At 70.0% G+C, this 13,294-nt stretch carries 14 protein-coding genes; 4 read left to right on the plus strand and 10 right to left on the minus strand.

Going from position 1 to position 13,294, the window contains the following annotated elements:
• Positions 1-91 precede the first annotated feature (91 nt).
• The 5 genes from ACFY6S_RS11965 to ACFY6S_RS11985 form a co-directional block, all read right to left on the minus strand.
• Entirely contained in the window at positions 92-961 is an 870-nt protein-coding gene (locus ACFY6S_RS11965; RefSeq protein WP_388825239.1) for a fumarylacetoacetate hydrolase family protein, read from the minus strand.
• 385 nt (positions 962-1,346) lie between these two features.
• On the minus strand, positions 1,347-2,117 hold the full coding sequence (locus ACFY6S_RS11970; protein WP_388825236.1) for a YidC/Oxa1 family membrane protein insertase: 771 nt from the start codon (positions 2,115-2,117) through the stop codon (positions 1,347-1,349).
• Positions 2,118-2,286: 169 nt separating this feature from the next.
• Complete coding sequence (locus ACFY6S_RS11975) at positions 2,287-2,598, minus strand: DUF6412 domain-containing protein (RefSeq protein WP_329067912.1); 312 nt, start codon at positions 2,596-2,598, stop codon at positions 2,287-2,289.
• Positions 2,599-2,717: 119 nt separating this feature from the next.
• Positions 2,718-4,304, minus strand: coding sequence for a sodium:solute symporter (locus ACFY6S_RS11980; RefSeq protein WP_388825232.1), 1,587 nt, complete (start codon positions 4,302-4,304; stop codon positions 2,718-2,720).
• Positions 4,301-4,570: a DUF3311 domain-containing protein gene (locus ACFY6S_RS11985; protein ID WP_388825229.1), complete on the minus strand. Its 270-nt coding sequence runs from the start codon at positions 4,568-4,570 to the stop codon at positions 4,301-4,303. The genes ACFY6S_RS11980 and ACFY6S_RS11985 overlap by 4 nt, the downstream gene beginning before the upstream one ends.
• Positions 4,571-4,679: 109 nt before the next feature.
• Between ACFY6S_RS11985 and ACFY6S_RS11990 the strand changes: the two genes are divergently transcribed.
• The gene (locus ACFY6S_RS11990) at positions 4,680-5,681 is read left to right on the plus strand and encodes an SEC-C metal-binding domain-containing protein (protein ID WP_388825226.1); all 1,002 of its coding nucleotides are present in this window, start codon (positions 4,680-4,682) and stop codon (positions 5,679-5,681) included.
• 112 nt (positions 5,682-5,793) lie between these two features.
• On the opposite strand, the gene ACFY6S_RS11995 is transcribed toward ACFY6S_RS11990, so the two are convergent.
• Together ACFY6S_RS11995 and ACFY6S_RS12000 are read right to left on the minus strand one after the other, a co-directional pair.
• Positions 5,794-6,906, minus strand: coding sequence for an MrcB family domain-containing protein (locus tag ACFY6S_RS11995; RefSeq protein ID WP_388825223.1), 1,113 nt, complete (start codon positions 6,904-6,906; stop codon positions 5,794-5,796).
• Positions 6,907-7,069: 163 nt separating this feature from the next.
• The gene (locus ACFY6S_RS12000; RefSeq protein ID WP_388825219.1) at positions 7,070-7,408 is read right to left on the minus strand and encodes a hypothetical protein; all 339 of its coding nucleotides are present in this window, start codon (positions 7,406-7,408) and stop codon (positions 7,070-7,072) included.
• A 59-nt stretch (positions 7,409-7,467) separates the two neighbouring features.
• Here ACFY6S_RS12000 and ACFY6S_RS12005 point away from each other — a divergent pair, with 59 nt between their 5' ends.
• The 3 genes from ACFY6S_RS12005 to ACFY6S_RS12015 all read left to right on the plus strand — a co-directional run bounded on the left by ACFY6S_RS12005 (position 7,468) and on the right by ACFY6S_RS12015 (position 9,531).
• Positions 7,468-8,142, plus strand: a complete 675-nt coding sequence (locus ACFY6S_RS12005) for a DUF5753 domain-containing protein (RefSeq protein ID WP_388825216.1) — start codon at positions 7,468-7,470, stop codon at positions 8,140-8,142.
• Positions 8,139-8,345 (plus strand): DUF397 domain-containing protein, encoded by a 207-nt coding sequence (locus ACFY6S_RS12010; RefSeq protein WP_388825213.1) that lies wholly within the window; start codon positions 8,139-8,141, stop codon positions 8,343-8,345. Before ACFY6S_RS12005 ends, ACFY6S_RS12010 begins: the two co-directional genes overlap by 4 nt.
• A 274-nt stretch (positions 8,346-8,619) precedes the next feature.
• On the plus strand, positions 8,620-9,531 hold the full coding sequence (locus tag ACFY6S_RS12015) for a hypothetical protein (RefSeq protein WP_388825210.1): 912 nt from the start codon (positions 8,620-8,622) through the stop codon (positions 9,529-9,531).
• Here the strand turns inward: ACFY6S_RS12015 and ACFY6S_RS12020 are convergent.
• The 3 genes from ACFY6S_RS12020 to ACFY6S_RS12030 form a co-directional block, all read right to left on the minus strand.
• On the minus strand, positions 9,512-10,519 hold the full coding sequence (locus ACFY6S_RS12020) for a hypothetical protein (protein WP_388825207.1): 1,008 nt from the start codon (positions 10,517-10,519) through the stop codon (positions 9,512-9,514). The genes ACFY6S_RS12015 and ACFY6S_RS12020 overlap by 20 nt on opposite strands.
• A gap of 69 nt (positions 10,520-10,588) precedes the next feature.
• A complete protein-coding gene (locus ACFY6S_RS12025) occupies positions 10,589-11,413 on the minus strand; it encodes an alpha/beta fold hydrolase (protein ID WP_388825204.1) in 825 nt (274 codons plus the stop codon).
• 291 nt (positions 11,414-11,704) lie between these two features.
• On the minus strand, positions 11,705-13,276 hold the full coding sequence (locus ACFY6S_RS12030) for a DUF445 domain-containing protein (protein ID WP_388825201.1): 1,572 nt from the start codon (positions 13,274-13,276) through the stop codon (positions 11,705-11,707).
• Between the last annotated feature and the right edge of the window lie 18 nt (positions 13,277-13,294).

Below are 13,294 nucleotides of genomic sequence, written 5' to 3' on the forward strand. Positions count from 1 at the left end.
GCACGGCTGAGGGATGAAAGAGCCGAGCAGAGGCGGGAGCAAAGAGAAGCAGGAGTACGGAGACGGAGAGGTGAGGCGGGGGCGGGCGGCGCTAGGCGTCCTTCAGCACCTGGCGCTGCCGCCCCAGCCCCTCGATCTCCAGCTCCACCACGTCCCCCGCCCGCAGATACGGCTTGGGCTCCGGGTGGCCCATCGCCACGCCCGCCGGGGTGCCGGTGTTGATGACATCGCCCGGGTAGAGCGTCATGAACCGGCTGACGTAACGCACGACCTCCCCCACCCCGAAGATCTGCTCGGCGGTCGTCCCGTCCTGCTTGGTCTCGCCGTTGACGCGGAGGCTGAGCCGCAGGGCCTGCGGGTCCGGCACCTCGTCGGCGGTGACCAACCAGGGGCCCAGCGGGTTGAACGTCTCGCAGTTCTTGCCCTTGTCCCACGTACCGCCGCGCTCGATCTGGAACTCGCGCTCGGAGACGTCGTGCGAGACGGCGTATCCGGCGACATGCGCGAGGCCGTCCTCGGCGGTGTCCAGATAGCGCGCGGTGCGGCCGATGACGACCGCGAGTTCGACCTCCCAGTCGGTCTTGCGGCTGCCCCTCGGCACGAGGACCGTGTCATCAGGTCCGACCACTGTGTCGGGTGCCTTGAAGAAGATGATCGGCTCGGCGGGAATCGACGCCCCGGTCTCCGCCGCGTGGTCGTGGTAGTTCAGCCCGATGCAGACGATCTTCCCGATCCGGGCGAGCGGCGGCCCGATCCGCGAACCGGCCGCGCCGCCGCCGTCGAGGACCGGCAGTCCGCCGGAGGCGGCGGCGTCCCTGATCCGGCCGAGGGCCGCCGGATCGGCGAGGAGGGCGCCGTCGATGTCGGTGACCAGCGCCGAGAGGTCGCGGAGGGTCGTACCGTCCTCGTCCAGCAGCGCCGGGCGTTCCGCCCCCGCCGTACCGACTCGCAGCAGCTTCATGCGCGCGCTCCCTCTCCCTCTTGATCCGTCCGGCAGCCTTGATCCGTGCGACGGCTCGCCCCGGCCCGCAAGGCCCGTCCGGCGGCCGCGGCCGTCAGGAATCGCGGCCGTCGGACGGGATCGGCCGATCCTCCAAGACATCGGATGACTGTGCAAGACCGCGTTCATACCGTGGACGAGGCACGCGAGGCACGCGGGTGCCACGGGGGCGCCGCACGGGGACCACCCGCGCCGCGTACCGGGACCCGCCCGCCCGCGTACCCGGACCCGCCTGCCCGGACCCGCCTGCCCGCGTGCCCGGACCGCCCGCCCGCGTACCCGCCTGCCCGCCTGCCCGCCGACAGACCTCGCACGACGCGTGAGCGTACGAACACGAGCGGCCCGGTCACATGGCGGTCGTCGGAGCCAGCGCGCCCGCGGCCGGAGCGTCGCGGTAGAGGAAGTAGCGCTCGGCCGCAGCCCAGGTCGTACTGGTCACCACGTACAGCGCGGCGGCCAGCGGCACGACGCCGACGGTGAAAAGCGTCGCGAAGGACATCAGCGGCATCACCTTCGTCATCGCCCCCATGCCGGGGACCTGCTGCCCGTCGGGCCCGGCCGGCATCGCGGGCGCCTTCGCCATCTGGATCTTCGTCCGCCGGAAGTTGAACGTGGCCACGCCCGCGACGATCGCGAAGAGCGCCACGTACACCAGCCCCGCTCCCCCGAACACCCCGCCGCCCGAGAGCGCGTCCGTCCAGCGGTCACCGAGCGGCGCGGCGAAGAGGGAGTGGCCGAGCAGCTCGTTGGCCCGGCCGCCGATCTCGCGGCTGGAGAAGAGGTGGTACATCAGGAAGAACGCGGGCATCTGGGCCAGACTCGGCAGGCAGCCGGAGAGCGGGGAGACCTTCTCCCGCGTGTGCAGTTCCATGAGCGCCTGCTGCATGCGCTCGGGGTTCTTGGCGTGCTTCTTCCGCAACTCCGCGATCTGCGGGGCGAGCCTGGTACGGGCCTTCTGGCCACGGGCCGAGGCCCGGGAGAGGGGGTGCACAGCGAGCCGTACGCACGCGGTGAAGAGGATGATCGCCGCCGCCGCGGCACTCTCGTGGAACAGCGGCTGGAGAAGATCGGCCAGCTGCCCGACCAGATAAGCGAACGCGGACATGAAAGCGGACATGGTGAGCCCTCCGGGGCGTCTCGTCGTGCCGGGGGAAAACAGCCATCGCGCTGAGGTGGCGCATGGCGGATACGGCATGACGGCGCGCGCGGGGTCACCTGCGCGGCAGGCTCCGGAGACAGCTGACGGGGCAGCTGACGAGCGGCGGGCGTGCGGGGGCGGGGAAGCCCTACGCGGCCGTCGGCAGAAGACGGCCGGGGGCTCGGGGCCTGATACGGCCCGAGCCGTCGGGATCGCGCTGCGGCAGGAAAGCGGTGCGCTGCTCGCGGTCGCGGATGGCCGTCCGTACCCGCTGGTGCGGTACGGCGGGCACGGAGCGCGCGCTGATGACGGCACAGGCGGCGAGGGTGGACCCCACGGCGGCGGTGGCGGCGAGCGCGACGGCGGCGGAGAGGCTGCCGGCGTCGACGAGCAGGACCTCGGTGAGCAGGAAGATCAGCAGACCGGCGGGGCGCAGCAGCCGGAACGCGCTGCGGACCATGGCCGACCCCTCTCTTCTCCCGCTCGTCACGGCACAGGACATGAGCCGTCTCCACAGGCCCTCCGCGATACGCGGTACGCCATAAGGCATATGGGCTTCAAACCGTTATACACGATGAGTCAACCGGCGCTGGAGCCGCGCGAGGAGGCGGCACCGGCCCCGGCACCGCCGTCCCGGGCGTCGCCGTCGTCTCCGCCGTCGTCCCCGTCGTCAGCGAGGGAGTCGTGGGCGAGCACCTCCGCGTCCGGCCGGCCGTCCGGCCTCCCGTCGAGACGGTCGGGGCTCCCCGCGTACGTCACCCCCACCGCCACCACCAGGTTCGCGGCGAGGGCGACGATCCCGGCGTTGATCCCCCACACCGGATCGTGGCCGCTGAAGACGAGCGAGCACACCGTCGCGACCCCCACGGCCAGCCCGGCCAGCCCGCCCACCACCGTCAGCCGCCGCCACACCAGTCCCAGCAGCAGCATGGGCAGCAGCTGCGCCATGGCCTCGTACGAGATCAGCGAGAGCCGTACGAGCGTGTTCGGCACCGTGTACGTCATCACCAGCGCGATCACGCCCGCCGCGACCACCACCACCTGCGCCGCGCCCTTCTGCCGGGCCCGCAGGCGCGGGACGAGGGAGAGGACGCTGCGCCCCCACATCGTGCCGATCACCAGCATGAAGACGGCCATCGGCACCACCGACGAGAGGGCCGCCGCGACCCCGATGATCCCGACCGCCCAGGCCGGCAGCGAGTCGACGACGAGCCGGAAGAGCGCCAGGTTCGAATCGGCGCCGGTCAGCCCGGGGACGACGAAGATCGCGGCCATCCCGAGGAGCATCGGGACGAACAGCAGCACGTTGTACGCGGGCAGCCAGATCGCGTTGCGGCGCAGCGCGTCGGCGCTGCGGGCGCCCAGATATCCGGCGACGGTGGTGGGGAAGATGACGACGGTCAGGGCGTTGAGCAGCGAGGTCGTCGCGAACCACGCCGTTCCCAGCCCGCCGGCCTCCCCGCCCGCTCCCGGCAGGGTGAGCCAGGCGCGCTTCTCGTCCAGGAGCCGGTCGAGGAGGGGCCCGTACCCGTCGAAGTAGTGCGTCGGCACGTACACGGCGAGGAACCCGAGCGTCCCGATCACCAGCACGTCCTTGAGCACGGAGACCCAGGCGCTGCCGCGCAGCCCGCTGACCACGACGAAGCCGGTGGTCACGGCGAAGGCGACGAAGTAGCCGAGTTCGAGGCTGATCGTGCCGTACGAGATGACCGAGACGACCACGCCCATGCCGGTGATCTGGAGCTGGATGTACGGGAGCAGGAAGACGGTCGCGAGGACGGCGACGAGGGCGCCGAGCCAGGGCCGTCCGTAGCGGTGGGCGATGATGTCCGTGATGCCGACCAGGTCGTGGCGGCGGGCGTAGCGCCAGAGCATCGGGCCGACGACGTAGCCGACCGCGTAACCGCAGGACATGTACGCGACGACGTAGAGCACGGGCGCGCCGTAGTTGTAGCCCCAGCCGGCGGCGCCGAGGTAGCTGAAGCTGGTGTAGCTCTCGCCCGCCATCAGGACCCAGATGAAGACGGCGCCGAGGCTGCGCCCGCCGACGGACCATTCGGCGAGGCCGCCTCCGGTGCCCGCGCGGCCGCGGACGGCGAGCAGCCCGAGTCCGACGGTGGCGACCATGAAGAGGCCGAAGACGGAGGTGGCGACGAGGGCGTTCATCCGCGCTCCCCGTGCGGGTCCCGCCGGTCCGCCGCGCCCCGGCCGGCCCCCCGGTGGTCCGCTCGGCGCCGGTCCGCCAGCCGCCGGTCACCCCGGTAGGCGCGCCAGACGGCGAAGGGGGTGACGACGGTGGAGCCGAGCAGCCACAGGGCGAGGAAGGGCAGGCCGAGGACGACGGGCTGGACCCGGTTCACCCAGGGCAGGGCGCCCAGGAAGAGGACGAAGGGCACCAGCAGCCAGAGCAGGTGGGGGCGGTCTCGAAGCACGTCAGGACCTTAGCCCGGCCGGGACACGGAGTGCGGCGTCACGGGGAAACGGAACCGGGCCCGGACAGGCCCCTCCGTACGCACCCCGGACAGCAGTACGGTGTCCACCATGCGCCCCGACATGCTGCCTGCTGACCACACCACGGAAGCCGAGCGCCTGCTGCGCACCGCGGCCCAGTACCCCGAGGACAACGAGCCCCTCCTCCTCCAGGCGGCGGCCCACCTCGAACTGGCCGGCGACCACGACCGCGCCACCGGCCTCTACGACAGCCTCCTCGCGGGCTCCCCCGACCGTCCCCAGCTGGTCAAGGCGCTGAAGGCCGCCAACCTCTGGGAGTACGGTCACGAGGCGGAGGCCCGCGCCATCATCGACGGCGTGCGCGCCGCGGCCCCGCTGGAACCGTCGCCGTGGGAGATCGTGGCGGAGACCCTGGAGGCCCACGACGAGCTGGAGGCGGCCCACGACACCTTCACCTCGGGCCTGAAGCTGCTGCTCGCGCCGGACGAGGAAGTCCCGTACGCCACCCAGTCCCTGCTGATCGGCCGGCACCGCGTCCGCCGCCTGCTCGGCCTGGACCACGACACGTGGGACGCGCTGGCCGACCAGGTCAACCCGGCCTCCGTCGCGCTGGACGAACTCCACGACCCCAAGCGCCTCTGGTCGCTGGGCTCCGAGAACCCCGCCGAACTCCAGGCCGAGATCACCCGCCTCCGCGCCGAACTGGGCTCCTACCGCACGGCCCTCTCCCGCCCCTTCCCGGTGGCGGTGCTGCACTGGCCGGCCCCGGAACTGCGCGAACTCCTCACGGCGTACCCGGCGCTCACCACGGAATACCCCTCCCACGAGGCCCACCTAGCCCACCTGGAGACCTCCCTCCGCGACCTGTCCGCCACGGGCACCCCCAACCTGGGCATCGTCTCGGCCACGGTCCCCTCGTACGAAGCGTTCGCCGCCTCGGAACAGTCCTCCCCGGCCCACCCCCCGCTCCTCCCCCAGTACGCCACCACCCTGGCAGCCCGAGGCCGAGCCACCCCCTGGCCCCCGGCCCGCAACGCGGCGTGCTGGTGCGGGGCGGAGGAGACGTACGGGAAGTGCCACGGGGCGGGGTAGTGGCGGGCGAGGGTGGATCAGGTCTCAGGTGACATTGACCTCACCGGTTCCCAACGAACGCACCGGACCGCAGCCCCGGCGTGCTCACCGGCACCCCCGTCGCGGGCAGAGGTCAGATCATCCCCCAGCCGGAAGCCAAGCTCGACCCGCTCCAGCCTTCGCCGTCCTGCCAAATCGAGCCAATCCCCTGATGCTCCAAATAATCTGCGTAGACTCCGATGTTTTCGTTGAAGAGCCCAACGAGATGAGGCTTCGGGAGATTCTTCTCTCGATACCAGAAGTGACTGTACTCATACAGTTGCCCGACAGCCCCTCTCACCGCCTCAGTAGAGTTACCGTTGCGAATTATCTTGGCCTCAACCAGCCACTCTTCGCCGGCCTCACTGATCCCATTAGGGCGCTTCAGCACAACGTCTCTAGGGTGCATAGATTTTGTTATCGGCGTAAATCCAAGCGAGGCGACATGCAGGCCAAAGGATTTGATGAGCAATTCGTGGTTACGCTTCTTCACCTGCTGCCTGGCAGTGATATTTGCAAGGTATTCGGAGCTATCTTTGGGGCTAAAACCTGACAACAGGTCTTCGTCACTCACCACATGAAGGTCCGGAACGAAACCAACCTCGGGACGTCCACTAACATCACTATCCCACCACTCTTCATTGAGGCTGTGCACCTCTCTAAGCATCACCAGCGCGTGAGCAAGATCGTCTTGCAGCGAATCCTCACTCGGTAGCGAATTGGTGTCATAGCAGCGAGAAATCACGCTTGCCGCTTCATACGCCTTGGGTCGATTAACCTTACTAAGCAGAACTGGCTCATCGTCCCATCCACTTCTCCGTAGACGGCCCACGGCGCGACGGAGTCGCTTAGCGTGATGACGAAGATGCTCCTCCCGATCTTTTCCTTTTCCGAGTCGCTCTTCGAGATTTGTAATCCCTTGCTGAAGCGTCAGCGAAACCGTCCGGAGATCAGCCCTGAAAATGTAGGCAAGGTATAGCCCCTCCCTGGGATCACGATTAATTTCCGGGTCGAAGACTCCAACCCACGGTGTCGCGGCCGCGCTAGCCTGACCTCCGTAACCCTTGACGATGAGCCCGGATGGCAGGTGCAAGTCGGTGCGCTTCGCGACCTCGCGGAGCACACGCTGCCCCACAACCTCCCGTCTCGTCCCTTCGCTCGCGTCGTATGTATCGGCGATCTCCCGCAGCAGCCCCTGTATGCCCATACAGCAAACCTAAGACAGGGCAGCGTGTTTCGCGATCACCTTTGACCGCATCGGTCGTCATGCCGGACCACAACTCCCCTCACGGTGAGACCGGCTAGCCCCCACTAGGACCCAACCAACTCTCAACACGCACTTGAGGTCGGCGGCCGCGGCCGCCGCTCGGTCAACACCCCGCTTCGACCTCCGCCTCGTAGTGTGTCTGGGCCCGATCCAGCGCTTCGTCCGGGTCGCAGCCTTGAGCTCGGAGCCAGTGCAGGAGATCGGCGATCAAACCGATCGCCGCCTCTTCCGCCACGGCAGCCGAGAGCGGGCTGTTGGTTTCGGCGTCCAGGCGGCGTCCGGTGGCGTAGGAGGTCAAGAGTTCCTTGCTTCGGGTCACTTGAAGGCCACCCGCATGCCCGTGCGGCGAAGTCAGGGTGGTGGCGAGTTCACACCACACGACCTTCGAGTCCGAGCGGATAGATACTCCCCAACGTTCCGCGAGTTCATCGACCAGTAGCATTCCGCGTCCCGACTCCGCGCCCGAGGCAGGGGCGAGTCCAGCCCTCGGACATCGACGCGTTGTGCCGCTTCTACGACACGTCCGACGAGTTGCGCGAGCTGCTGAAGTCACTCGCCAAGGAATCCAAGACGAAAGGGTGGTGGCACTCGCACGGTGATGCCGTCCCCTCGTGGTTCTCCGTGTACGTGGGCCTCGAACAAGCCGCAGCGACTCTGCGTACCTTCCAGACAGAGATCATTCCCGGGCTGCTTCAGACGGCCGAGTACGCCACTGAGCTGACTCGAGTCGCCCCTGATCAGGCTCCCGATGAGATCCAACGCCTGGTGGACGTACGCATGCGTCGTCAGGAACTTCTCTCGGCTACGAACCCGCCAGACTTCTGGGCCGTAGTGCACCAGAGCGCGCTGATGCAGACCGTCGGCAGCCCTACGGTGATGGTCGCGCAGCTCCAACGCGTCTTGGCGGCAACAGAGTTGCGCAATGTGACGGTGCAAGTCCTACCGTTCGACAGCGGGGCCTACCCGTTCACCGGAGCCTTCACCATGCTGGGCTTCCCGGAGCAGGAAGACCCTGACATGGTGTACCGAGAGGGCCTGACAGACTCCGTCTACCTTGAACTTCCTTCGGAAGTAAGCCTCTACTCCAAGGCTTTCGATCATCTCAGAGCGCTCGCTCTGAACCCCCAGAGATCAGCATCGCTGATCCGTTCAGTCATGGAGGAACACTCCCGATGACCGCGTCTCCCGCTGTCCCTCAGTGGCACAAGAGCAGCTACAGCAACAGCACCGGCGGGGAGTGCGTAGAGGTGGCCGACCTGGCGGTGGCCGGCGTTAGCGTCCGTGACTCGAAGCGGCCGCTGGGCCCCCTCATATCCGTGCGGCGCAGCGCATGGGACGGGTTCCTCGGGGCGGTTCGGGGCTCGGGGCTTGGGGGGTGAGTTGATGCGGGGGAGGTTGTGAGCTGGGGCGTTGGGGGGCTTTGTGTGCTTGGGGGTTGAGCTTCGGGCGGCGAGCCCTGTTTGTTTGGAGTGGTTGGTTCTTGTTCCCACCCACCCTCCCTACCGTCGCCACACCGGGGGGCGTTGACCTTTCGCGTTCGGCTTGCCACTCAGGGTGACCTCGGTCTAGCGTGCCCTCAGACGTAAATGGCCCCCGCCTGGTGCTGGAACACCTGGCGAGGGCCTGACCAACGAGATCGAAACGGCGATCCCCATGGCTGACAGCCAGTTTAGTGATGTCCCGCGCCCCGCGCACGCTGCTCCTCATCCCATGGCCCGTGCTGGGTATGGGAAGCGGTCCCTTCCCGGTGAGTCGAGGTCGCAAGGTGAGGGCTTCGCTCATCTCCCCGTGCGCGAAGCCGCCATCGCCTCGTTCATCGACCGGCTGCCGGACGGTGCCGATATTTCGGTGAAGGCCCTGGCCAAGGTGATGGACTACGGCCAGTGCGCCCTGCGTACCGCGCTGAACTTCCTTCAGCGCGCCGGGCATCTGTTCCGGAAGCGGGAGCATGTCGTCGGGCCGCACGGTGCTCGGTGGGTCACCCGTACGTGGTTCTCCCGGGCCGCCCGGGACGATGCCGAATGGGGTGTAGGCGCCGATGAGGGTGAGCCGGTTCCTGCTTCTGTTCCGGCGCGGCTGCCCGAGCGGTCGCGGGGCTATTCCTTGCTCGCCTCCCTCGGGCGCCGGTGTCCCGTTCTGACGTTGTCCGCCGCCGACTGCGCTGCTCTGGAGCCGCTGGCCGCCGAGTGGTTCGCGCGCGGTGCCGGTGAGGAGGATGTGCTGCGGTCTCTCAGCTACGGGCTGCCCTCGCCCGTTCATCATCCGGCCGGGCTCGTCCGCGCGCGGCTCACCGCCAAGCTGCCGCCCTGGCCCGCGGAGGCTCCGGAGGTGTTCGTGCGGGCGCCTTCTCGGGTCGTGGAGTGCGCCAAGTGCCGGGCTCCCGGTCGGGCCGAGGCCCTGGTGGGCGGCGAGTGCGGTGCCTGCCGGGGTGAGCCCGCGCCCGTACGGCGTGCGGGGGCGCTGGCGCCGGGCCGGGTTCGGGCTCGGGCCGCCGAGGTACGGGCCGCCGCTGCCCGCGCTGCTGCGGGCGCCCTCCTCTCGGGCGCTATCGGTACGGGCGGATGATGACCTCCGGGCGGTCCGGGCGGGCCGTGCCCTGACGGAGTTTGGCCGTGACCGCCCTGACCAGCTCCTGGGGGTGGTCACGGACCAGAGCGGGGACAGCGCTGACCACGTCGATGCCGTGGGCTTCCATCCGGAGGCGGCGGCGGAGGGTGGAGCGGTATTCGGCGACGCCCAGGTGGAACTGCTCCGAGTCGATCTCCAACGCCACACCGGCGAACGGCCAGTAGGCGTCCGGACGGGCGAGGAAGGCGCCGGTCGCCGTGAGGAGAGTTGGGTTCCAGAGGGCGTCGGGGACGCCCGCGGCACGCAGGGTGTCGCGGGCCTGTCCTTCGGCGATGGACTGGATACCGGCGCGGAGTTCGTCCAGGACAGCTCGCACGGCCGAGTTGCGCAGCGCGTGAGAGGCGCGGAGTTCGGCACGGAGGTCCTCCGGATGGCAGGGACACTTCTGGACGGTGGCCGCGAGGATCGCGCGGACGCGCTCCGGCGACGGTTCATGGGCCGCGAAGTCGGATGCCGCGCGGACCGGACGCACGCAGGGGATGCCGTCGACCAGCAGGGTGGGCGGCCAGCGGTTCGTACGGCGTACGCGTACGTACGACCTGTCGCGCAGGCCACGCCGGGCGTCGACCAGGACGTCGGCCCGCTCGCCGCCCGCCCCGCGTACCCCGTACAGCGACAGCGCCGCCTCGCCCGTCAGCGCGGAACTCGGGAGACCTGGGGAGGGGCTGCCGACGTCTCGGTCGCCGCCCGCGCCCGTATCCCCGTACAGCACCGCCGCCAGCAGCCGTTGCCGCGTGGTCGGTTCTCCGGTCTGTATCAGGACCACTCCCGGCAGCGGGCGCTGCCAGGGGCCGCCCGGCCGGCACCGGCGTGCCGTGGTGCTGGACGAGAGGCCGGCGGCCCGAAGTTGGCGTGAGGTCGCCAGCCGCATCTGCGTGCCGGCCAGCCGTGCAATGGCCGCGTCGGCGGCGGTCGTTCGGATCATGGGGAGTTCGTGCCCACCCCGCACCGGAAACGGACACACCCGCACCGGCTGTGACAATCTCTCGTGTCCTCAGCTGCGTTCGTGGGAGGCCAGAAACTCCTCGATCGTCTCCCCCAGCGCCTCCGGCCGGTCCAGATGAACGTCGTGAGCCGCCGACTGCACCACCCGTACCACCGTCCCCGGGCGTCGCGCCCGCATCTTCGCCGCCTCCGCCGCCGACATGAACCCGGCCGCTCCCCGCACCACCAGCGTGGGACAGCGCACCCGCTCCCACTCCGTCCAGAAGGAACGGCGCGCCGGCTCGGCCACGCAGGCGACCATCACCTCCCGGTCCACACGGGGACGCAGTCCGTCCGGATGTGCCGCCAGGCCGTCCGCCCAGGCCCGGCCCGCCGGACCGCCGCCGAAGAAGTCGGCCGCCGCCTCGACGGACGGGAAGGGCACCGGCCAGGAGTCCAGCCAGCTGCCGATGCGGTACGGGAGTTGGGGTCGCGGGCCCTCGGGCCCCGCCTCCACCAGCGTCAGCGCGTGCCACAGATCCGGATGCGCGGCGGCGGCGAGCATCGCCGTATGACCGCCGAGCGACTGGCCGACCAGGACCGGCCGGTCGAGTCCGAGCTGCTCCACGACGGCGATCGCATCCGCCACGTGAGCCTCCCGCGAGACGTCGCCGGGCCGCGGGTCGCTCGCGCCGTGGCCGCGCGCGTCGTACGCCACCACCCGGCGCGCCGGAGCCGGCCCCCGCGAGAGGCGACGTACGAGAGCGTCCCATTCCGCGGCGTACCCCGCCAGGCCGTGGAGCAGGAGGAGCGGTCGGCCGGTCCCGGTGCCGCCGTAGTCGCGGCAGGACAGCCGTACGCCGTCGTTGATCACGGTCCTCGTCGTCGCGGTCATACCGCGCAGGGTACGACCGGGCCGTCACCCGCCGCGCGGGCCGTGACCCCCTCGCCCGGAGACGTGACTCCGGGCGGAGTGGCGAACAGCCGGGAAACGAGTTCCGCGCTCGTTGAACACGCCCGCACCCGCGTCCGTATTCAAGAGCAACTCCCCCATGGTTGCTGGGCGCGTGAACGGACGACAGGGTCCGCGTCACGCGCCCAGCGATCTTTTACGCTCCCAGGGTCAGGGTCCGGGTCCGGGCCCTGGCCCTGGCCCTGGCCCTGGCCCTGGCCCTGGCCCTGGGCCTCAGCCGCCCAGCGCGTGCGAGACCGTATAGATCAGCAGGCCCGCCAGCGCCCCGACCACCGTGCCGTTGATCCGGATGAACTGAAGGTCCCGGCCGATGTGCGCCTCGATCTTCTTCGAGGTGTCGTCCGCGTCCCAGCCCGCCACCGTGTCCGAGATCAGCGAGGTGATCTCGCCCCGGTAGGTGGAGACGACATACGCCGCCGCGTCCTCGGTCCAGCCGTCCAGCTTCCCCTGCAACCGCTCGTCCGTCACCAGCCGCGATCCCAGCGACAGCAGCGAAGCGCGGGCCCGCAGGCGCAGTTCGCTGCGGTCGTCCTCGGCCGCCGACATGATCATGGCGCGTACGGAGGACCAGGCGGAGGCGATGATGTCCTGCACCTCGGGCCGGGCCAGCAGCTCCGACTTGAGCCGTTCGACCCGCGCGCGGGTCTCCGTGTCCGACTGGAGGTCGGTGGCGAAGTCGCGCAGGAAGCGGTCGATGGCGCCGCGCGCCGGGTGGGCGGGCATGTCGCGCATCTCGGTGATGAAGCGCAGCAACTCCTTGTAGACGCGGTCGCCGATCCTCCGGTCGACGAAGCGCGGCGTCCAGCCGGGGGCGCCGCCCTGGACCGCGTCCATGACCGAGTCACCGTGTTCGATCAGCCAGTCGTGCGCGCGGGCGCAGATCAGGTCGACGGCGCGGTGGTGGGCGCCGTCGGAGACGACCTTGTCGAGTGTCTTGCCGATGCCGGGGGCGACCTCCACCGCGTCGGCACGGCGGGTGATGGCCTCTCCGACCACCGCCTGGACGTCGGAGTCGCGCAGGACGGTCAGCGCGCCGCGCAGCGCGGTGGCGAGTTCGGCGGTGACGCGGTCGGCGTGGGCGGGTTCCGCGAGCCAGGTGCCGAGCCTGCGGCCGATACCGAGGCCGCGCAGCCGGTCGCGTACGACGGCGGCCGAGAGGAAGTTCTCGCCGACGAACGTACCGAGAGAGGCGCCGAGCTGGTCCTTCTTGTTCGCGATGATCGCGGTGTGCGGGATGGGCAGGCCCAGCGGGCGGCGGAACAGCGCCGTCACCGCGAACCAGTCGGCCAGCGCGCCGACCATCCCCGCCTCGGCCGCCGCCGCGACATAGCCGGCCCAGCCGCCCGCACCGGAGTTCTTCGCCCAGGTGGCGAGGGTGTAGACGACGGCGACCAGGACGAGCAGTCCGGTGGCGGTGGCCTTCATCCGGCGGACGCCACGGAACTTCTCCGCGTCGGCGGCCGTGTACGAGAAAGAACCGAGGCCGCGCGGAGCGGGTTTTCCTGCGGCAGCCCCGGTGCCGACGGAAGCTCCGGTTCCGGTGGCAGCCCCGGTCCCGGTAGCAGCCCCGGTTCCGGTGGCAGCCCCGGTGCCTGCGGAAGCCCCGGTCCCGGCGGCAGCCCTGGTGCCTGCGGAAATCTCCTCGCCCGAGGGAACGTCCTTCCCCTCGGGAGCGTCTTCCCGGGCGGCGGCGCGCTTCCCCGGCGGAAGGGCCCCGGGCCTCTCCGGTGTACCGTCGCCGCCCTCCGGCGCTCTGTCCGGATCCGTACGTTCCATCCGCTCCACCGTTCGTTCCGCCCGTCC

This window comes from Streptomyces sp. NPDC012835, from assembly GCF_042900885.1.
GTDB lineage: Bacteria > Actinomycetota > Actinomycetes > Streptomycetales > Streptomycetaceae > Streptomyces.

Bases quoted from the DNA above. Each gene is read 5' to 3' on its own strand.
- ACFY6S_RS11965 (WP_388825239.1), bottom strand. From the start codon at position 961: ATGAAGCTGCTGCGAGTCGGTACGGCGGGGGCGGAACGCCCGGCGCTG.
- ACFY6S_RS11970 (WP_388825236.1), bottom strand. From the start codon at position 2,117: ATGTCCGCTTTCATGTCCGCGTTCGCTTATCTGGTCGGGCAGCTGGCC.
- ACFY6S_RS11975 (WP_329067912.1), bottom strand. From the start codon at position 2,598: ATGGTCCGCAGCGCGTTCCGGCTGCTGCGCCCCGCCGGTCTGCTGATC.
- ACFY6S_RS11980 (WP_388825232.1), bottom strand. From the start codon at position 4,304: ATGAACGCCCTCGTCGCCACCTCCGTCTTCGGCCTCTTCATGGTCGCC.
- ACFY6S_RS11990 (WP_388825226.1), top strand. From the start codon at position 4,680: ATGCGCCCCGACATGCTGCCTGCTGACCACACCACGGAAGCCGAGCGC.
- ACFY6S_RS11995 (WP_388825223.1), bottom strand. From the start codon at position 6,906: ATGGGCATACAGGGGCTGCTGCGGGAGATCGCCGATACATACGACGCG.
- ACFY6S_RS12000 (WP_388825219.1), bottom strand. From the start codon at position 7,408: ATGCTACTGGTCGATGAACTCGCGGAACGTTGGGGAGTATCTATCCGC.
- ACFY6S_RS12010 (WP_388825213.1), top strand. From the start codon at position 8,139: ATGACCGCGTCTCCCGCTGTCCCTCAGTGGCACAAGAGCAGCTACAGC.
- ACFY6S_RS12015 (WP_388825210.1), top strand. From the start codon at position 8,620: ATGGCTGACAGCCAGTTTAGTGATGTCCCGCGCCCCGCGCACGCTGCT.
- ACFY6S_RS12020 (WP_388825207.1), bottom strand. From the start codon at position 10,519: ATGATCCGAACGACCGCCGCCGACGCGGCCATTGCACGGCTGGCCGGC.
- ACFY6S_RS12025 (WP_388825204.1), bottom strand. From the start codon at position 11,413: ATGACCGCGACGACGAGGACCGTGATCAACGACGGCGTACGGCTGTCC.